Annotated in this window: 17 protein-coding genes; 7 read left to right on the top strand and 10 right to left on the bottom strand. The window is 58.3% G+C overall.

Annotated features, from left to right (window positions below; all coding sequences use genetic code 11):
• Nucleotides 1-12: 12 nt before the first annotated feature.
• The gene (locus tag AC24GY_RS16180; RefSeq protein WP_487685090.1) at nt 13-2091 is read right to left on the bottom strand and encodes a DUF1549 domain-containing protein; all 2079 of its coding nucleotides are present in this window, start codon (nt 2089-2091) and stop codon (nt 13-15) included.
• 215 nt (nt 2092-2306) lie between these two features.
• On the opposite strand from AC24GY_RS16180, the gene AC24GY_RS16175 reads away from it, so the two are divergent.
• The gene (locus tag AC24GY_RS16175) at nt 2307-2915 is read left to right on the top strand and encodes a hypothetical protein (protein WP_422315377.1); all 609 of its coding nucleotides are present in this window, start codon (nt 2307-2309) and stop codon (nt 2913-2915) included.
• Nucleotides 2916-2968: 53 nt separating this feature from the next.
• Here the strand turns inward: AC24GY_RS16175 and AC24GY_RS16170 are convergent, their stop codons facing one another.
• Complete coding sequence (locus tag AC24GY_RS16170; RefSeq protein ID WP_487685086.1) at nt 2969-3478, bottom strand: hypothetical protein; 510 nt, start codon at nt 3476-3478, stop codon at nt 2969-2971.
• A gap of 191 nt (nt 3479-3669) precedes the next feature.
• On the opposite strand from AC24GY_RS16170, the gene AC24GY_RS16165 reads away from it, so the two are divergent.
• Entirely contained in the window at nt 3670-4101 is a 432-nt protein-coding gene (locus tag AC24GY_RS16165; protein ID WP_487685290.1) for an FKBP-type peptidyl-prolyl cis-trans isomerase, read from the top strand.
• A 45-nt stretch (nt 4102-4146) separates the two neighbouring features.
• On the opposite strand, the gene AC24GY_RS16160 is transcribed toward AC24GY_RS16165, so the two are convergent.
• From AC24GY_RS16160 to AC24GY_RS16150, 3 genes are read right to left on the bottom strand one after another with little or no spacing between them, the layout of a single operon-like run.
• Entirely contained in the window at nt 4147-4848 is a 702-nt protein-coding gene (locus AC24GY_RS16160; RefSeq protein ID WP_487685083.1) for an alpha/beta hydrolase, read from the bottom strand.
• Between the two features lie 15 nt (nt 4849-4863).
• A complete protein-coding gene (locus AC24GY_RS16155; protein ID WP_487685080.1) occupies nt 4864-6885 on the bottom strand; it encodes an ATP-dependent helicase in 2022 nt (673 codons plus the stop codon).
• A gap of 56 nt (nt 6886-6941) precedes the next feature.
• A complete protein-coding gene (locus AC24GY_RS16150) occupies nt 6942-8246 on the bottom strand; it encodes a S8 family peptidase (protein WP_487685077.1) in 1305 nt (434 codons plus the stop codon).
• Between the two features lie 119 nt (nt 8247-8365).
• Here AC24GY_RS16150 and AC24GY_RS16145 point away from each other — a divergent pair, with 119 nt between their 5' ends.
• From AC24GY_RS16145 to AC24GY_RS16135, 3 genes are all read left to right on the top strand, one after another.
• Nucleotides 8366-10126 (top strand): SLC5/6 family protein, encoded by a 1761-nt coding sequence (locus AC24GY_RS16145; protein WP_487685074.1) that lies wholly within the window; start codon nt 8366-8368, stop codon nt 10124-10126.
• A gap of 26 nt (nt 10127-10152) precedes the next feature.
• Entirely contained in the window at nt 10153-10308 is a 156-nt protein-coding gene (locus AC24GY_RS16140; protein WP_487685071.1) for a hypothetical protein, read from the top strand.
• Between the two features lie 114 nt (nt 10309-10422).
• Nucleotides 10423-12522 (top strand): DUF1549 and DUF1553 domain-containing protein, encoded by a 2100-nt coding sequence (locus tag AC24GY_RS16135; RefSeq protein ID WP_487685068.1) that lies wholly within the window; start codon nt 10423-10425, stop codon nt 12520-12522.
• A 191-nt stretch (nt 12523-12713) separates the two neighbouring features.
• Here the strand turns inward: AC24GY_RS16135 and AC24GY_RS16130 are convergent, their stop codons facing one another.
• Both AC24GY_RS16130 and AC24GY_RS16125 read right to left on the bottom strand, forming a co-directional pair.
• Nucleotides 12714-13544 (bottom strand): class I SAM-dependent methyltransferase, encoded by an 831-nt coding sequence (locus AC24GY_RS16130; protein ID WP_487685065.1) that lies wholly within the window; start codon nt 13542-13544, stop codon nt 12714-12716.
• A gap of 121 nt (nt 13545-13665) precedes the next feature.
• Nucleotides 13666-14226: a GIY-YIG nuclease family protein gene (locus tag AC24GY_RS16125; protein WP_487685062.1), complete on the bottom strand. Its 561-nt coding sequence runs from the start codon at nt 14224-14226 to the stop codon at nt 13666-13668.
• A gap of 1193 nt (nt 14227-15419) precedes the next feature.
• On the opposite strand from AC24GY_RS16125, the gene AC24GY_RS16120 reads away from it, so the two are divergent.
• Nucleotides 15420-16820: a DUF1501 domain-containing protein gene (locus AC24GY_RS16120; RefSeq protein ID WP_487685059.1), complete on the top strand. Its 1401-nt coding sequence runs from the start codon at nt 15420-15422 to the stop codon at nt 16818-16820.
• A 146-nt stretch (nt 16821-16966) separates the two neighbouring features.
• On the opposite strand, the gene AC24GY_RS16115 is transcribed toward AC24GY_RS16120, so the two are convergent.
• The 3 genes from AC24GY_RS16115 to AC24GY_RS16105 all read right to left on the bottom strand — a co-directional run bounded on the left by AC24GY_RS16115 (nt 16967) and on the right by AC24GY_RS16105 (nt 19569).
• Nucleotides 16967-17959 (bottom strand): DUF3500 domain-containing protein, encoded by a 993-nt coding sequence (locus tag AC24GY_RS16115; protein WP_487685056.1) that lies wholly within the window; start codon nt 17957-17959, stop codon nt 16967-16969.
• 321 nt (nt 17960-18280) lie between these two features.
• Nucleotides 18281-19039: a 3-methyl-2-oxobutanoate hydroxymethyltransferase gene (gene panB / locus AC24GY_RS16110; protein WP_487685053.1), complete on the bottom strand. Its 759-nt coding sequence runs from the start codon at nt 19037-19039 to the stop codon at nt 18281-18283.
• On the bottom strand, nt 19033-19569 hold the full coding sequence (locus tag AC24GY_RS16105; protein WP_487685050.1) for a hypothetical protein: 537 nt from the start codon (nt 19567-19569) through the stop codon (nt 19033-19035). Before AC24GY_RS16105 ends, panB begins: the two co-directional genes overlap by 7 nt.
• Before the next feature lie 116 nt (nt 19570-19685).
• On the opposite strand from AC24GY_RS16105, the gene AC24GY_RS16100 reads away from it, so the two are divergent.
• Nucleotides 19686-19910 (top strand): hypothetical protein, encoded by a 225-nt coding sequence (locus tag AC24GY_RS16100; protein WP_487685047.1) that lies wholly within the window; start codon nt 19686-19688, stop codon nt 19908-19910.
• Nucleotides 19911-20069 lie beyond the last annotated feature (159 nt).

Here is a 20069-nt window from a genome sequence, read left to right as displayed (position 1 = left end):
AAGGGTGAGAGTTTATTCCACGAAGATGAATTCACGGGTGTTGAAGAGCACCCAGGTCAGATCGCGCATGGTCATGCCGTTGCTAAGTCCCGCAGTGGCGGTGGCCAGTTCGTCGGGCTTGGGTTTGCGGCTGAAGAAGCTGAGGTAAAGGCTCTCCACCTGCTGCTCCGGTGTCTTCTGCGCGCTGGCCGTTTTCACCACGAGTGAATCATTCTGGCCGATCACACGCTGCGCCTCGCCATTCATGAGCATCAGCACCTGCGGGATGCTGCCTTCCTCGCTTTCACTGTCGGCGATCTGGCGGTCGCTCTGGCCAAACATGCGGAGGAAATGCTGGTCCTTCTCAGGTTGCGGCAACTCGGAGGCGCGGGCCAGAACCAGTCCGTCGCGCACTGGTGGGGCTAGGGTCAGGTCTTCTTCGCCGCCTTGATTCATCATGCGCTTTTTCCTGTTCTTTGGGTTGCCTGCGGCCTTGCCGCCAAACTGCCGCATGCTCGCGATGGCGTTTTCGATCTGGCCTTTGACGACATCGGGCGAGGCATCACCGCTCAAGTCGATGCTCATGGCCTTGGCGTAGGTTTCGCCACGATGGCCTTTGAATTTGTCCACGTCAGCACCGATGACGAGCGTGGCGCAGGAGTCCCAGGCCTGCTCGGCGGTCATGCGGCGAAGGATCGGGCCAGGAAAGAGATAGGCGGAGTTGTCCGCCAGTTCATGGCTGGTGGCCTCACGTTGGTAGGTGTCGGTGTTGCACAGCACACGCAGGAACTGCTTGAGGTCGAATTTCAGACGCACCATTTCATTGGCCAGGTGGTGCAGCAGCACCGGATTCACGCTCGCATTAGGGTCATCCAGATCCGCGACCGGTTCCTTCACGCCGATGCCAAAAATGTGCTTCCACATGCGGTTCGCGATGGTCATGGCAAAGCGCGGATTGTCCGGGGAGGTCATCCATTTGGCAAACTGGGCGCGCAACTGCTCATCGTGCTTGGTGGTCTGCACGCCCTGATAGGCCTTCTTGGTTTTGTCATCACTCCAGGTGATCAGCTTGGGAGTCACCAGATCCCCGGGCTTGGCGTCCGGGTATTTGTAATCATCCGGCATCTTCAAATCATTCGTGCTGGAGTCTTCGACGGCCAGGGCATTGACGCGGAGGAGGTTCTTCGCCTGCTGCTGTAGTCTTTTGTCCCCCAGTGAGGCAATCACCTTGCGCATGCCCTGCATGCCTGCACCCGCATTGCCTTTGGCCCCGTAGGTTTCCGTGGCACCAAAGAAGGCCGCCATTTCATAGAACTGGCGCTGCGTCCAGTCGGCAAAGGGATGGTCATGGCACTGCGCGCAGGACACGTTCGCACCGATGAAGGTGCTCAGCGTGAGGCTCAGATTGTCCAGCCGCATGCCGGCATCGCGCAGCAGATAGCCGGTCGCGCCGTTTTCCAGCAGCTTGCCGTCCGCCGTCATCATGGAGTAAACGAGCTTGTTCCACGGCACGTTCTCTCCGATCTGCTTCTTCAACCAGTCCTGATAGGTGTAGAAGCGCGCCTTCTGGGCCACGTCCGCCATGCGCAGCATGTCGGCAAAGTAGTTGAACAGGTGGCTGCGATAGCCCTCGGACTCCAGCAGCCGGTCGATCACTTTCGCACGCTTCGAAAGGCTGGTGTCATTGATGAATTCCAGCGCTTCTTCCCGCGTGGGGATGCGCCCCGCGAGATCCAGAAAGACGCGTCGGACGAACTGTTCATCGGAGGCGAGCGGGTTGGGCTTCTGCTCCACCTTCTTCAGACCGGCTTCGACGAGCATGTCGATCTGTGCTGCGGCCTGCGCCAGATTGGGGTCGGACGGAATGCCGAGACCTTCAGGCTTCAGCGTTTTGGCCGCCTGTTGATCAGCGGCGGAGAGCTTGTCCAAGGAGAGGCGGTAGACGTAGCCGTTGCGGACTTGGAGGAAAACATTGCCGTTTTCAATGCCACGGAAGGTCGCCTCTAGCTTTCGTCCCTGGGAGTCAGTCCAGGTACGGTAAACTTCATTGTCGGCCTGAAGGCCGGTGACGAGGAGTGCACAGGCAAGGGAGATACAAAGACGCGTTTTCATGATGGAATCGTCCGCAGATCCGGGGCGATGGCCGGTTAAACGAAGAGGTCATCAGGAAGTTTCAGTTCTTTTACGAATCCTTTAGCTGAGGATGGAGATGGACCTTGGACAATCCCCGGAAACATCTTTGCCTGCGGCAAAGAAAACACATTTTCATCCTTCAAATTGGCCTATATTCTTCTATGTCAGAGAAGTATTGTCAGTCGTTGTCCCTCATGAATCCTTGGATCGCCCTTTTCACTGCCCTATGTTGTCTCTTCACCCTCGCAAGCTGCGAGACACCGGCTCAACGGGCGCAGAAGGTCAAAGACGAGCGCCTCCTCATAGTTAAGCGGCCTGCCATGGCGGAAAAAATCATCGAGGACGTGGTGAAACTGCCCGAAGAAAAAGAACCCTCCATGTGGGAAATTGCCCAGACCTTTCCCGCCTATGACTGGTCCATCAATGCCTTCCATCGCGATGGGCTGACCGAGGAAAAGGATGATCACTTCATTCTCAAAGGCGACAAATCCCAGACGCCTATCGAAATTAAGCAGATGGCCGATGCCAAGCCCCTCAAAGTGCAAATGACCATCGGCCCGATTGATGATGGTTTCGGCTTCCGCAAACCGAAGCTCCACTACGCTTTCAAGCGGGTGGAAGGCGGCTGGAAACGGACGGCCTGGCATGTGACCTGGCATGGCCCCGCCTCCAAGGACGGCGAGGAAGAGCACCCGCTGAGCGAAGAAGAAAACCGGGAAAAGATCGAAAAAATCACAGGTGAACCCTATGTGGACGAAGTGGAGGCAGCAGCAGCGGCAGACATGACCAGCGCATCACTTTAATTAAAGCACTTCCGGGCTTCAGTTCGTTTTTTGCAAAGAGCAAAACTCGCCCTCTACGCAAACACCGGCGCAAACGAATCGATCAACGGCAGGAAAGCCTGCTTCGAAGCCTCATAGTCGGTGCAGTTGTAGTCATGCAGGCTCACGCGCACCAGCCAGGGAAACTGCGTCATGCGCAGGCAGACGATACGGTAGTTGGTGTTCCGTTCAAGGCAGTCGCTTGCCGAGATGGCCGTCTCGCTTTCATCATGCTGCCATTCTTCGATGATCTCCCAGTGGTGATCGATCATCGCATGCAGATTGCGAATTTCCGTGTCACGCCAGGTCGCCAGATCCGCCAGGGCGGAGGAGCAGGGGTTGGTGCGTGTAAAAACAGAGATGTAGGCCCCTTTGGTCCCGTCGCTGGCCTCGAAATAGAATGACCTCGGCCCATCAGTCATAGGTTTCTGCACCCAGTCGCAAGGCAGCAGGATCTGCCATTGCTCGGTGCTGATGGTGTTGTAGTCGGGCATGGCTTGGTTTTCGGTGTCTTTTAGCAAATAAAAGACCTCGGATTTTATCATGAAACAGGTCCCCTTGGCAACAGATGTCCTCCACGTTGGGCACCTCAAGTTGCACCCGGCATTGTGGCTAAACGCTTGACGAAAGTCGCTCATGAAGTCAGTTCTGGCCGATGAACGTTCTCTCAACCAGCCTTCCCTCATCCTTCCATCCTCGTCGTGCATTCGGTGCCGCCCTGCTCGGGTGCTTTCTCATGGCGGCAGGATGGACCAAGGCAGAAGAAACAGTCCCATTCCCCAAGCTTCCAGAAGGGGCTGGAGAGATCAGCTCCAAGGCTGCGAAGACCTTCACCGCCACCGAGTCAGGCTTGAAGTATCGCATTCTGCGCGCAGGCACCGGCGCCAAGCCCACTCCCCAGCAAAAGGTGGAGGTAAACTACCACGGCTGGCTGTTCAACGGCCGGGTCTTTGACAGCTCCTACATGCGCGGCATGCCGATCACCTTTGGCCTTAATCAAGTCATCAAAGGCTGGACGGAAGGCATGCAGCTCATTGGCAAAGGCGGCATGATCGAACTCGAAATCCCCGGCTACCTCGGCTACGGCCTGCAGGGCCAGCCCGGCTCTGGCATTCCACCCAATGCGACACTTCACTTCCTGGTGGAGCTGATTGACATCACGGAGTGAGGCAAGGACTGGCGATTCATAAGCAGAAGGCCCCGCTGACAAGGTTCAGCGCTTCATTAACCACGCCAGCGATTGAGGCAGTTCCGCAGCCCAGGAAGCGGAGTCGTGACCACCGTTGTATTCGTTGGCATAAACATCGTGACCGCCAGCTCTGAGCGCGGAACTCAGACGCCGCACGGAGTCGAGCTGGCTGCTCCTTTGAACCAAGGGCGTGGGTGGGTGCGAAGCGTTCGTTTGCAGCTCTTGCAACCCTACGCTCATCCACATGCGCTGCGACGGTGATGGCATCGTCGGGAGCGCGTTCAGCAGCCATTCATCCTCCCACCATGCCGAGGGCGACTGAGCGAGAACGCCGGCAAAGACACCTGGATGACGCAGCGCCGTGAACACGGCCTGCAAGGCGCTCAAACTCAAACCGCACAGGAACAACCGTTCAAATTGAAAAACCTCGTGATCGATCCACTGCGGCACCTCCTCAGCCAAGAAGGACGCAAAGGCCTCGTTGCAGGTGTAATCCCCATGCCGTCCCGCCGCGCTCACATTTGGCAGATAGACACAAGCCACTGGTGACAGCAGACCTGAAGCTTGCGACTCATTCAGAATCACAGGAGCCTTCACCCGATTTGTATACAGCTCTCCGTCGAGGAAAAGCAGGCAGTCCTTGGATGCGCCAGCAGTAGCAGGATAGTAAACTGCTTGTCGTGAAGCCGGCAGATGTGAGCTGAGTATTTTGTGTTCAGTAAACATGAGGTGGAAGCTTCTCTACCATCCGCTCTTCACATTCCACACCTCCACAAGGTCCTTCGGCAGATCCGAGATAAATCGCGAGGGACGCATCATGATGTCGCCATCCCGGGCCTGGTGATTGATGACGGGATAAGTCAGATACAGCTCGTCCTTCGCCCGGGTCACGGTGACATAGAAAAGGCGGCGTTCTTCTTCGAGCGCCGCGTCACCGCCTTCATCGATGGCGCGTTTGTGGGGGAACATGCCGTCCGCCAGCCAGACGGCGAAGACGACGTTCCATTCCAAACCTTTGGCCTGATGCCCTGTGGTAAGTGTTACAGCATCACGATCCTGCTGTTCCTGCTGGGCCGGTTTGTTGTCAGTGTCTACACCACTGAGCAGGGAAAGCTGGCTCAGGAATTCCAGTGGATCGGTGAAGCGGTCGCTGAAGTTGCTGAGCTGTTCCAGGTCCTGCTGGCGTTGCTCGTAGTTCTTGAACTTGGACTTCATGTAGTCCTCATACACCCCGTCGGTGATGCTGCGGATCATCTGCGAGGGAGCCACAACCTTGCCTTCTTTGTCGATGAGTTCATCAAGCGTGTAGGCAAACTGTTCCCACGTGGACTTGGCTTTCTTTGGCACCTTCAGTGGCAGAAGCACTTCGGAGAAACTGGTCGGCATGGTTTCCGCCTTTGCGGCATCGGACTTGAGCCATTCCTGCCACAGCTTCGCGGCGCTGACATTGCCGATGCCTTCGACGAGGCGCACCATGCGCATGAAGCTGACCTCATCCTGGCGGTTGACGGCAAACTTCATGAACGCCGCCACATCCTTCACATGCGCCTGCTCAAAGAAACGCAGCCCGCTGGTGATCTGAAACGGAATGCCACGCTGCGTGAGCTCCATCTGGATTTCCATGCTATGGAAATGCGCACGATAGAGTATCGCGATGTCATTGAGCTCCGTGCCTTCATCCTGCAGTTCCAAAATGCGCTGAGCCACGAAGGCCGCCTGCGCTGAGGAGCTGTCCAGCGAGACAAGCGCGGGCAGCATGCCTTTCGATTCGCGGGCGGGCACCAGATTCTTCGGGATCTGCCCACGGTTCATGGCTATGGCCGCATTGGCGAGGTTCAGCACCTCGGGCACGCTGCGGTAGTTCACCTCAATCTTGTGCACGCGGGCCTTCGGCCAGTGCTGGTCGAATTCGAGGATGTTGGAAACGTCCGCCCCACGCCAGGAGTAAATCGACTGCGCGTCATCTCCCACCACCATGAGATTCCCCTGCGGGCCTGTAAGCAGCTCGACCATGCGGCACTGCAGGCTGTTGGTGTCCTGATACTCATCAACGAGGACGAATTCAAACTGGTGGCGGTAACGTTCCTGCAGATCTTCATTTTCCTCCAGCAGCTTCACCGTGAGCGCCAGAAGGTCGTCGAAGTCCATGCAGTTGGTCTCACGCTTTTTCTCCTGGTAAAGCGTGCGCATCTTGAGGATGCCCGAGGCCACCTCTTCAAAGTAGGGGTAGCGTGTGTGAATGATCTCCTTGAGGCTGCAGAGCGTGTTGTCAGCCAGCGAGAAGATGTCTCCCAGCACTTCGGCCTTGGGAAAGCGGTACGTGGTGGTGTCGATGCCGCTGCTGCCCAGCACCGTTTCCATGAGGTCCTTCTGATCCTCGCGGTCCATGATGGAGAAGCCTTTGCGGTAGCCAAGGCGCTCCGCGTTGTAGCGCAGAATGCGGTTGCCGATGGAATGGAAGGTGCCGCCCCAGATGCGGGTCGCATCTTGAGTGACGAGCTCTTGCACCCGATGCTGCATCTCACGCGCGGCCTTGTTGGTGAAGGTCAGCAGCAGGATCGATTCCGGCTGGATGCCATTATCCAGCAGCCACGCGACCCGATACGTCAGTGTGCGCGTCTTGCCGCTGCCTGCCCCCGCAATGACCAGCGCCTGCCCCGGTGGACTCGTGACCGCCTCATACTGCTGCTCGTTGAGCTCCGCCTTGTAGTCAATGCGGTTGCTGGGTTCGTGCGTGCTGTGCAGCGTGTAGTTGCGGGCCATCGTGGAAGTAGAAGGGGGTGGTTCAGGAGTCAAGATCGCTCAACCTTGACCTCTTCTCACTTCGGCACCTGAATCAACCCCGCCCCGACTGCCGTGGCGGGGGCTTGCAGCGGCTCTGCTGTCCGTGTGAGCAGCGGAATGATGTTGGGACCGTAGTAGCCGCGACCCAGCAGGTAAGCGACCACACCACTGGTGATCGCCGTGGCCTGCGACGTGCCGCTGCCGATGACAAATCGATTGTCGGCATAGCCAGAAACGATGCCGACGCCCGGGGCTACAAGGGTGAGGCCTTCGCCCGAGTTTGAGAAATAGGCCTGCGTTCCATTGGCATCCACGGCCCCCACACTGAGCACACCAGGAATGCCGGCCGGCATGGAGAGGGAAGTGAGCTGCTCATTGCCTGCTGCGGCGACGATCACGACATTGCGGCTTTGCGCATAGCGCACCGCTTCATCCAGCACTGGGGAGTCGCCATTGGCACCGAGGCTGATGTTGATCACACGCGCACCGAGATCGGTGGCCTTGATGATGGCGGATGAAACCAGCGCGGTGTTGCTCTCGCCATTCGTGTCTGCCACACGGATGTCCAGCAGTTTGACCGCTGGAGACACGCCGCTGACGTTAGGGTCATTCCCTGCGATGAGCGAGGCCATCGCGGTGCCGTGTCCATTGAAGGCGCTTCCGTCGTTGACGAGGTCGTAGTGGGTGATCTTCACATTCGCTAGTGATGGGTGGCTGGTGATGCCGGAATCGATGACTGCGACGGTGACTTCCTGCCCCCAGCTGGAGCGGTCGCCGCTGGCACCAATGACATCCAATCCCTGGCTGCGAAACGGGGCCTTCCCACCCGGATTTGATGTGTCGGATTCCGCAATGGGAGGCGGCAAACCGGGGATGCGGGTGATGAGATTCGGGCCGACGTGGGAGTACTCCTCGGCATGCGCATTGAGATCCCGTTCCAGCGCGGTTGTGTCTCGAAAACGGACGCGGGCGGTGCGCAGTTTGATGTCGTAACCGATCAGTTCGAGTCCGAGGGAGGCGGCGCGGTCCCGAAAGGCGGCCAGGGCCTCGGGGGTGCGGAAGGTGAGGAGCGCTTCGTTCGGCATGGAGCCGGGCACGTTGAGCGTGGCGATGGTGGGCGTGGCGGCCGGACTGGAGGGGGCAGGGGAGGCCACCACAGGTGCTTGTGGCATTGCCGTGAGCGCGGGTGGGGAGCCTGACTTCAGGCTGCGTTTTGCCGGTGTCGCCCCGGCTTTGAAGGAAGGCTCGACATTGGAAACCCAAAACAGCCACAGCATCGAACCTGCCATGATCAGCACGGCGGTGGCGAAAAACAGGACTGGCAGGCGGTTGGGGCGCATGAACGGGAAAAGTTTCGCACATCGGCGCACTGGCGCGAGTTCTGCTTTTGCGGAAATACGCGGCACTTTTCCGAACAACAACCTTGTTGTGCCTCCACGCACTCCCTAACTTAACCACCATGTCGCAAAAGAAAGAAGCCTGGGGATCACGTCTTGGAGTCATCATGGCCGTCGCGGGCAGCGCGGTGGGCCTGGGGAATTTCCTCCGCTTTCCCGGCCTTGCGGCGCAGTATGGCGGCGGTGCCTTCATGCTTGCCTATGCAATCTCGTTTTTGATCATCGGCCTGCCGATCGGCTGGGCGGAATGGGCGATGGGGCGCTATGCGGGCAGCAAGGGCTACAATTCCGCACCCGGGGCCTTCGCGGCGATCTTGAACAAGCGCTGGGCCAAATACATCGGCATCATCGGGGTGATCGTGCCGGTGATGATCTACATGTATTATGTGTTCATCGAGTCCTGGTGCCTGGGGTATGCAGTTAAGTTTTGGACGGGGGGCGTGGATTTGAAATCGACAGAGCAGGCGGTGGCGATGTTTAAAAGCATGAGCGGGCAGGTTGGCGACGGCTCCGCGCTGTCGTTTTCGTGGGACACTGCGCTGCCATGGCTGGTGGGGGTTTTTGTGTTCAATTTTTGGCTTATCTACCGTGGAATTTCCGGGGGCATCGAGAAGATGTGCAACTACGGCATGCCCATGCTGATCGTGCTGGCACTGATGGTGCTGGCGCGTGTCATGACACTGGGGGCGCCGGATCCTGCGAAGCCGCACGACAATGTGGTGAACGGCCTGGGCTACATGTGGAATCCGAGCAAGGTGAAGATCGAGCGAACGCAGCCTGCGCCGGGTGAGGCCAGGGTGGTGGAGGAACTGGTGGGTTCGGCGGCCATCACGGCAGCGGAGCAGAAGGTGGCAGCGAGCGGCGGCGCGTTGAAACTGGTCACCATCACCCCATGGCAGCAGCTGCAAAATCCGCTGCTGTGGATGGCGGCGGCGGCGCAGATTTTCTTCAGTCTCTCGGTGGGTTTTGGCGTGATCATTGTGTATGCGAGCTACCTGCAAAAAAAGGACGACGTGGTGCTCAGCGGCCTGACGGCGAGCAGTGCAAACGAGTTCTGCGAGGTGGCGCTGGGCGGACTGATCACCGTGCCGGCGGCGGTGGCCTTTCTGGGGCTGGCCTCCGTGGCGGGGCAGGGCACCTTTGGCCTCGGCTTCACCGTGCTGCCTCTGGTGTTTGCCAAGATGCCGCTGGGTGCGTTCTTCGGCGGGGCCTTCTTCTTCATGCTCTTCCTTGCAGCAATCACGAGTTCGATCTCGATGCTGCAGCCGGGGATCGCCTTCCTTGAAGAAGCGATGAATGTGGGCCGCAAGGTCAGCGTGACGATCCTTGGCATGCTCACCACGCTGGGCACGGGGTTTGTGGTGTATTTCACCAAGGATCTTAAGGCGCTCGACACGCTGGACTTCTGGGTGGGAACCTTCCTCATCTTCATTCTCGCCACGATCCAGATCATCATCTTTGGCTGGCATTGGGGCATCGAGCGCGGCCTCCGCGAGGCGCATCAAGGAGCTGCCATTCGCATCCCTCGTATCTTTGGCTGCATCATGAAATGGATCTGCCCGGTGTTTCTGCTGGCGATCTTTATCATGACGATTCTTACCAGCGTCTTCGGCTTGGATCTCAGCACTGGGACCTTCGGCAGCGTTTCATCCTACGTGGCGGATCTCATCGGCGATGTGAAGGACGGCAAAGTAAGGGAGACGAATTTGGCCGCTCAGCTCAGCGTGGCCCTGGTGATCGTCGTGGCCATCTACTTCGGGCTGCTTTCCTCCCGTTCCAAGGCCTACCAGCGCGCCGAGCAGGGCCTGGACAAACACGACTGATTGCGAACCCTGAACCCCTCCTATTCATGACCACCTTCGGCCTCATTGTCATGCTGCTTTCTGTTGGCACCGTCGCCACCTTGTTTGGCTGGTGCATCTACAAGGTGCTCACCACTCCGAACGAAACGGAAAAGGTGCATGGTGTGGAGTTCCACACGCCGGACATGGACGCGGACAGTTAGATTTTAGTGTGTTGTCCGATGTGATGACGCTGAGGGGAAATTGAGCTGGGCGATGTGGTGCCTCTTTTTTCACGCGCTGATTCAAGAATGCGGTGGTGAGAGCGTATTGGGAGAGTGATCGCGCGCTTCACAGCTTTGCTATGCCTGCCTGTGTTTGTCATGGCAGGGAGTCCGCCTGTGGCGGAAGGGCTGTGGTCGCTGAAGGCATTTGCGGTGCAGAAAGTTCCGGTGGTGCAGATGACGGAGTGGCCGAGGTCGAGGGTGGATGAGTTTGTTTTGGCGCGACTGGAGAAGGATGGGCTGGTGCCGAATGAAGAGGCGGAACCGCTGACGCTGCTGAGGCGGGTGTACTTTGATTTGATCGGGCTGCCGCCGCCGCTGGAGGTGGTGGAGGGATTTCATATATCGAAGTTTCCGGCGGTGGTGGATGGGCTGCTGGCCTCGCCGGAATTTGGTGTGCGCTGGGGACGGCACTGGCTGGATGTGGCGCGCTATGCGGAGACGAGCGGGAACACGCGCAACATGGCCTATGTGCTGGCGTGGCGTTACCGGAACTATGTGGTGCGTGCCTTCAATCGGGACACGCCATTTGATGAATTCATCCGTGAGCAATTGGCGGGCGATCTGCTGCCGCCTGCCGCTGATGCGCTGAGGCATGATGACCAACTGCTGGCCACGGGTTTTCTGAATGTGGGGGTGAAGTCGCTTGGGGAGTCTGATGCAATGCTCTATGACATGAATGTGGCGGATGATCAGATCGATGCGACGTGCCATGCCTTTCTGGCGCTGAGCGCGAACTGCGCGCGCTGCCATGACCACAAGTTTGATCCTATCCCCACGGCGGATTATCACGCGCTGGCGGGCATTTTTCGGAGCACGCAGAATTTGTCCGGGGTGGAGACGAACAACGTGAGGAAGGAGGCGGAGGCGATGCCGCTGGGGCGTGACGGAGTGCAGCAGATGCAGGCGGTGAAGCAGCATGAGAAGGTCATTGCCGACATGCAGAAGGACTACGCGGAAGTGGCGAAGAAGCGCAACACGATGCGCGAGGAATTGGTGAAGGCGGGGATTGATCCGGCGAAGAAACCGGCGGTGATGCCGAAGGAGATGATGGAGAAGATGAGCACGCTGACGGTGCTGGAGAAGGATGTGGGCGAGTGGCAGAAGAAGCTGGCGGAAAAGCAGAAGAGCATGCCGGTGGCACCGCCAGTGGGGATGTCTGTGCGGGATGCGGAGACGCCGCTGGACTGCCCGGTCTTTGACAAAGGTGAGATCAAAAAGCCGCTGGCGGCGGTGATGCGCGGGGCGCTGTCGGCGATTCCCGTGAAGCTAGCGACCATCGGCCCGAAGGAGAGCGGGCGCAGGCAACTGGCGGACTGGATTGCGAGTCCGCAGAATCCTCTTACCGCGCGGGTGATCGTGAACCGCGTGTGGCTGCATCTGTTTGGCCGCGGGCTGGTGGGGACGCCGGATGATTTTGGGCGCATGGGGATGCAGCCGACGCACCCGGAGCTGCTGGATGATCTGGCGGCGCGGTTTGTGAAGGAGGGCTGGTCGGTCAAAGCCTTGATACGTGAGCTGGTGCTGACGCGCACTTATCAGATGAGCTCAAGTACGCGCTCGGACGTGGCGCAGGCGAAGGATCCGACGAACCTGCTGCTGTGGCGTGCGAACCGGAAGCGGCTGGAGGCGGAACCGCTGCGCGATGCCCTGCTGGCGCTGGGCGGCACGCTGGATCTGACGCCGCGTGAGGGATCGCCAGTGGCGGACAAGGCGAAGGCTATCACTCCGCAGGGACGGGAGGTGGGACGGAAACATTTCCTCAATGATCTGCAGGACGACACCACGCACCGGAGCATCTACCTGCCCATCGTTCGCGGGGCTCAGATGCCCATGATGCAGTGCTTCAATGCCGCCGATCCGGGGCTGGTGGTGGGAGGTCGCTCTGCTAGCATCACGCCGGTGCAGTCGCTGCTGCTCATGAACAGCGAGCAGGTGATGCGGCAGGCGGAGGGGGTGTCAAAGCGGCTGGGCGGAGGGAGCGCAGAGGAGAAGATGGTGAGCGCGTGGAAGATGATCTGCTGCCGGGTGCCGACGGTGGAGGAGCGGGAGATGATGAAGGGGTTTCTCGTGAGTGCGGGGGATACGCCGAGCGGCTGGGCGCAGCTATGCCATGCGCTGATGCAGAGCGGGGAGTTTCAGGTGGTGTATTGAAGGGGGGCGGCGAAAAGGGGAGGGAATAAGCGTTGAAATACGAATTATCTTAATAACAGATGTATCAAACATTGAAGGCTGGAATGTGTCCCAATCAGTCATTTCCAAAAAAACAAGACAGATCAAGGAACAATTGACTGAAGACACCGTTGGGCGTGGAGTGATTCCCTGCGACTGATGGTTACGCGACTTCATTCTGCAGGTTTGCGTGATAAGATCGAAAGCATTGCGAGTGTCTTTAGATTCGGCATACGGCCAGAAGTTCCAGGAGACGCTACCATCCGAATCCCACGATCAGTCGGCTCTTGGTATTCGCGGAAACTGACGTCGAAGACCTCTAGGCTTGTGGGCTCCGCCTGCTCTCTATGTGATTTGAATAAGTCGTCCACAAGGAATTGCTCTTTGGGTGGTTCTCCACGATCGACGACCTGAAGCCACCCGCCGGGACGCAATAACTCGTCGGCAAGTGAGTAGATCCGGTTCTGGACGTGGAGGCGATACTCGTTGCCGTCCTTGATGCGGAGGTTGGAAATGTTGCGGCAGGTCTGGCGCATCATAAAAGTCCCAATGAGCCAAACAGTGACAGCATCGAACGGTTTCTCGGCACGAATAAAGCGTAGCATTTCTGGGTCGTTCATCAATGTGTCAGCATGGACCAAGGTGACCTTGCTGGTGGCCGGAATGCGACTCTGATCGAAATGCAGGTCGTGGGTGCCATCGCTGAATTCTTCGTAACCAAGTCGGTAAACAGGTTGAACCGAATAGCCAGCCGATAAGATGGCTTTATTGGAGCGGTGAATGCAATCGGCGTTCTCTTCTAGGGAGACAATTGCGGGCGAGTAAGCCTTCAGCAATGCCAACAGGCCTTCGCCGGTGCCACAGCCAATATCAAGAATGCGCTTCGGAGAAAGCGGCGCAAGCTGCTCTGCCATCCATGTGTAGCAGCCTTGTTTATCGAAATGGACCGAGTTGCTGGCCCAGTGGTCACAATAATCGGTCTTTTCCTTCGTGGTAGGTTTCATTCGGACTGGGAAAACGCGTATAAGTCGCCTAACATATCGGATCAGGCGACGGCGAGCGTCGATGACTCGATAGATGCCATACGAGCCGCTGCCTGCATCCGTTTTGTTCGCCTTTGATTTGTTATGTAACTTCATCTGTCGGTGCCACTGAGATTTTGGGCATCAACGAAAAGAACGCCTCGCGCTGGTTAACGATACCGGCAAGATCGGCGGTTCTGAAAACCTCGGTGTGAAGCCGTTCGCAATCCGACGTGATGCAATCAATGGCAGCTCGCTCCCACGTTCTTCGGCATGGCCAATTGCCGGTGCAAACAGCAAATGGTGCCGAGCATCGATGCTTCGTCAGGCGTCCTTCGATATCTGTCGTGAAGCCGACCTTAAAGCGTCCACTATCGTGTTCAGGCTCCAACTGAACCAAATAGAAGTATCCAATTTCACCCTCTCCAATCAATGCACCGGAATCACTGGCCGCTGCACGGCGTCCGCTCAGCAACGCCTCACGAACTCGGTCGATGTCCGATGAATCAATCGTATCGACCTGTTGGTTGCCTCGCTCCTCATCCCGTCGCTTCTGCGTGACGATACCCAAGCGACGAACAATCTTGAAAATGGTGGGACGATGGGCCTGAAGCTCATCAGCAACATCCGCAATCGTCACTCTGTCTTCAGAATCGGTTAGCATTCGGAATCACTTTGTAGTTGGGCGAACGATCCCAAGCTCAAGGGCTGCACGGAGCGGCTCGCTGCAGCACATGGTTAGGCCGAGGGCTTGAGTTTTGTTCATTCCTATTGGTGGTCTGTACGCTCATTGCATGGATTGGAGGTGCGACTGGGTTCAGTCTTAAGACGGTGAACTTGCCTCAAGTTCATGGTTAACGGCATCTGAGAGCAATTCGAGAGCAAGTTCGCCGCCGAGAAATACAAGATTATTGACCCAGTCACACCTAATACCATTTGGATTTGTGTCCCAATCAAGACAGACAGCAATGTCTGGGTCCAAGGCCTCTAGCCGAGCTCCTTCATGAACGAGCGGACAACGCAAGAATTTGTATATCAATTCTTCAAATGACATGATCTTTCCAGTCTTCGGAACTCCAATATTGTGAACCTGAGGGCGTCCTGGACGCCGCATTTTCGAAGTAAGAAAAGCAACAAATCGTTCACGATTTTTCGTGTTACTTGGATCTCTCGCACATGCCAAAGCATCCACCGCACAAACCAACAGCAAAATCGCCCCATGTTTTCGGCCTTGAGCATAGAGAGCTCTTGCGTCGTCCAGGAGCCACGAAAGATTATGACTTGAGGGTGTTGTTGCCATAGTTGTTAGAGCGCATGTCGCGGACTAGTTGATGAGAAACAATTCTGTTGAGAACGTCAACAACATTATGGGCTGCCATTTTGTCGAGTGATGCTCGCAAGTGATGGGCATCGTTGCGTCTGACAGACGCCGCTGGTGGGCGTGAGGTGCGGCGGAGTGGTGGGTTCGCTTCCCAGCTTGCTTTGAGGCAACCCAGCGGAGCACTCGCTAAAGCTCGGCACCACTGGGCTATATTACGCAGCTCCGTTGGAGCTGGTGTGTGGCGGAGTGGTGGGGCAAAAGATGACGATGGGTTATACGGAGCATAAGGTCGCAGAGACTGGATTCGCCGGGAGGTGCAAGAGAACGAACCGTGTCTCTATAGCGATTTCAGAAATTGATTTGCTGATCGCAGCTTCGAGAGATGGCGGAGCGGTGGGACGTTTGGCATGCGGGCAAGATTGCCCGCGCTACTACCGGCTGCGCGGTAGGTATAGGAGGAAAGTTGAACAGGGAGCATTGAGTTGCGGGCAAGCGACAAGAATTGAGCGTGGGTGGCGTATGTGTGGGGCATGGGGATGATTTTCAGCCGCCGGGATTTGCTCAGTGCTTCGAGTGCTGGGTTTGGTATGCTGGCGCTGCGAGGATTGTTTGGGGCGAATGCGCAGACGGCGGCGAGGATGAATCCGCTGGTGCAGGGGCCGACGCATTTTCCGGCGCGGGCGAAGCGGGTGATTTTTTTGTTCATGCAGGGCGGACCGTCGCAGGTGGACACGTTTGATTTCAAACCGGCGCTGACGAAGCAGCATGAGGTGCCGAATGCGAAGGGGAGCACGAATGTGTATTACCAGTCGCCGTGGGAGTTCAAGGCGCGGGGGCAGAGCGGGATGCTGATTTCGGATCTGCTGCCAAACATTGCCCGGCATGCGGATGACCTGTGTGTGATCAATTCGATGCACACGGATCACAATGCGCATCCTCAGGCGATATTGCAGATGAACACGGGGAGCTTTGCGTTTACGAGGCCGAGCGTGGGCTCGTGGTGTGTGTATGGGCTGGGCACGGAGAATCAAAATCTGCCGGGCTTTGTGACGATCAATCCGTCGTTTTCGGGCGGTGGGCCGCTGAAGCATGGCTGCGCGTTTTTACCGGCGGTGTGCGGCGGGACGGCGATCGGCCAGGACAGCGGGAATGGCGCGAGTCCGGATTCACCGGCGACGTCGCTGAAGGATATTCAACTGCCGTTCATGAAGAATGCGCGACTGGATGTGACGGCGCAGCGGCGGCAGCTGGATCTGGTGCAGTCGCTGAACCGGCAGAGGCTGGCGCAGGATGGAAGCAACGAGGCGCTGGAGGGATTGATCACGTCTGCGGAGCTGGCCTTCAATATGCAGCGGGAGATGCCGGAGGTGATGAACCTGAACAAAGAGAGCAAGGCGACGCAGGAGATGTATGGGATTGGCGATGGGAAGGTGACGGATCAGATCGGGCGGGCGTGCCTGATGGCGCGGCGGTTTGCGGAGGCGGGGGTGCGTTTCATCCAGGTGAACCATGAGTTCTGGGATGATCACAGTGACATTTTTAAAGGGCACCCGCAGCATGCGCGGGAGACGGACCAGCCGGTGGCGGCGCTGCTGACGGATCTGAAGCAGCGCGGGCTGCTGGAGGACACGCTGGTGCTGTGGGGCGGGGAATTTGGCCGGCCTCCCCTGCTGAACAAAAACAAGGGGCGTGATCATGACCACCTTGGCTTCACGATGTGGATGGCGGGCGGTGGAGCGAAGCCGGGGATCCGGTATGGGAGCACGGATGAAACGGGAATGAAGGCGGAGCAGGACAAGGTGCATCTGCATGATCTGCATGCGACGATGCTGCACCTGCTGGGGCTGGATCATGAGCGACTGACGTATCGCTATGCAGGAAGGGATTTCCGGCTGACGGATGTGTTTGGGGAGGTGAAGCGAGGCTTGCTGATGTGAGGGAGCGAAAAGGACAGAAGTGGGGGCGATTCGGGGATGAGATCTTGGCGGAAATTTTGTCAAAAATTTGCACGCCGACCCCATTTTGGACGGCGCGAAACGCCTGAAAAATATGCGGACTTGTGCTGCTCTCTGATCTCTTCCGGCTAAACCGGAAGATGGAAGTAGCCGTGGATGTGGGGGTAGCCGCGGAAGTACCAGACGAAGTCGGGGCTTTCGATCTGCCAGGTGTCCCAGACTATGTCGGCGCCGATGTCGTATTTGCCGCCGTAGCAGGAGATGAAGAGGCGCTGTGCGAGGTTTTTGTCCTCGATGGTCTTCATGGTGGCGGCGACGTCATCGGGACGGAAGCAGACGAGCATGCGGCGCATGGTTTCGAGGAGCTTGGCCTGCTGGTCTTTGGTGAGATCGGCTGAGCTGAGGCCGGGGAGGTCGGTCTTGCGTTTTTCGATGACTTTGGCGGGGCTTTCGGGGCGGGGTTCGCGGCCGACGAGGATTTTTTCCTGCTGCCTGCCGTCGAGGGCCTGGACGAATTCATTGAAGACGAGGCCCTGATACCAGAAGGGATTGCCTTCGTGGTCTTTGGTTTCGTTGAAGGCTTTGGCGAAGTTGCCGTAGAAGATGGGGCGGCCGCCGAAGCCGAGGCCTTGATCGGTATGGGCGTGGCAGCGGCGGGTAACGTGATGGCCGGTGTAGATGAACTCGAAGTCGGGATCGGCCGGGGTGCCGAAGAAGCCGACGGAGGGGGTGTTCTTGATGTTGCCCATCAGGTCCTTCTGCACCTGCCAGTTCATCTTCTCGCGGTGGTCGGGATGGTGGAGGGACTCGAAGATTTGCCGGACGAGGTCCTGCTGATCTTTGGTGTAGAAGGTGTGGAGGCGCTGCTCGGGGCAGATGTACCACCAGTTGCTGACGTAGCCGCGCTGGGGGTGATCGAGCGGGAGGACGATTTTTGAATGCTGCTCTTCGGTGAGGCTTTTGTAGAACTGGGTGGGCAGGGAGTCTTTTCCTACTGCTGCTGGGGTGGTCGCGGCACGCAGTGATGGGAAGGCGGTGAAGGCGGCGGTGGCTCCGAGGGTGCGGAGGATCTCGCGGCGGCTGAGGAACTTCCGGTCGAAGGGAGCGAGGAGGGAATTCATTGGGGCATTTTCTCAGAGAGGGCGGGAAAAGACCAGCGGGAATTGGCAGCGCGGTGTGGGATTGCTTGAACAGCGAAGTCAATGAACTCAAGGCGGCATGATGGTGGAACGGAGTGTCACGGTGGAAAGTTCTTTGGGTGAAGCGTGACGCTGTGGCCGTTCGTCCAGAACCGCCTGAAGGCGGAACTACAATACGTACGCTGGGTTTGCGATGTTGGGGGGCGAAGAGGTGGGCAGTTTTCGCAGAGCAACTGAACTCAAGGTGACTTGGTTGCGGTGCGGAGGGTGTCAGTGGAAATTATCCGGGCGAGGCAGGGGAACTCAGGCCTGCACGTCGGCCATGTATTCGCGGACGGCGCGGAGGGTTTCGCCTGCGACATCGGCGCGGGCTTTGGCAAAGGGGGGGCGGAACCAGGGGAAGCTGCCGAGGAGGTCCGGGGTGACGAGGACCTGGCCGTCGGTGTCGGTGCCGGCTCCGATGCCGATGGTGCTGGATTTGACGAGGCCGGTGATTTGCGTGGCGACGACGGGGACGATGCTTTCCAGGACGATGGCGACGGCTCCGGCTTGATCGATGGCCTGGGCGTCGGCGATGAGTTGGTCGATGGATTCGGCGGTCTTGCCTTTCTTTTTGTAGCCGCCTTCTTCCTTCACGCTCTGCGGGAGCATGCCGATGTGGCCGACAAAGGGGATGCCTGCGGCGATGATGGCGCGGATCTGCGGGAGCATGCCGACGCCGCCTTCGAGCTTCACACAGGCGGCACCGCAGGCCATGAGACGCCGGGCATTGGCCACGGCCATCTCGGGGGTGAGGTAGCTGGCGAAGGGGAGATCTGCGATGACGGGGGCGCGGGTGACACCGCGGCAGACAGCGGTGGTGTGGTGCACCATCATTTCCATGGTGACGCCGGTGGTGTCTGGCATGCCGAGGACGACCATGCCGAGGGAGTCGCCGACGAGGAGGAGGTCCACACCGGCGTCATCAAGCATGCGGGCGGTGGGGTAATCGTAGGCGGTGAGGACGGCGAGCTTGGGGCCGCTGGCTTTGCGCTGTGGGAGTTCGGAAAGGGAGGTTAGCATGAATAGGCGATGCCGTAGCGGGGGATCTTGTTTCGTTTGAGGAGGATGAAGGCCACCAGAGGATAGAGCAAACCGAGCGCGATGCCGATGTAGCCGGAGACGAGGGTGACGTTTCGCGTGGTCTCAAGCATGGCGGGATTTTTTACCTGCTGCAGGGTGTAGGCAAGGGTGAAGGGCAGGGTGTAGGTAATGGTGAGCCAGGCGGTGAGCAGTGCAGCGGCGATGCCATAGAGGGCGCAGGCCAGGGCGGCTTTGCGGGCCAGTGCGCTGAGGCGGAGTAGGCCGACACCGGAACCAAACTGAACCAAGGCGTAAAGGAGGCCCGGGAAAAAGAGGACCCGCATGTAGGAGGCGTAGGTGGGATTTCCGCGCATCATGTCCGCCATGAACCCGGTCTGGCCTTCGAGCGGGGCAAAGCAGACGCTGGAGTTCTGAACCATGCTGACGAGGGTGAAGCTGCCGAAGAGGATGTACAAGCCGCCAATGACCTGAAAGAGGGTGGTGGATTGGGAGGGCGGGGGGGATTCCATGGGGACCGCACTAGGGCAGGCGGTGCTGGCGATGTCACGCTGAAAATCATGCGTGACAGATCATCGCCGATATCATTGAATAACTCCCAGTCTGCTTTCAACCAACCTGACCAACCATGAAAACACTGCTGACCCTTCTCGCCTTCACGGCCTCATTGACGCTCAACAGCATCGCCGCTGATCCGCCCGTGAACACCGAATGCCCGGTGTGCCACAAGGACGCGCGTCTGATTTTCCGCAGCAATACCAAGGACGGCAAGCGAGTGATCTTCGCCACGGCGGAGTGCAAGGAGAAGTTCGACAAGACGCCGGGCAAGTATCAGGTGAAGCCGAAGTCCTGAGCTGGACGTGGAGTGATGCGAACCTTCGGGTGATGTGATGCGTCTGGCGGTGAGCCTGAAGGCACTCACGCATCATGCGCTGGATGTGTGTGTGGATGCTCGATTCCGCTTTTGATGGACGGGATCGAGTGATTCCGCATTCCGTGCTTGAGCGGTGGA

The sequence above is a fragment of the Prosthecobacter sp. Pr1 genome (assembly GCF_057652315.1).
This window is presented reverse-complemented; position numbering and strand designations above follow the sequence as displayed.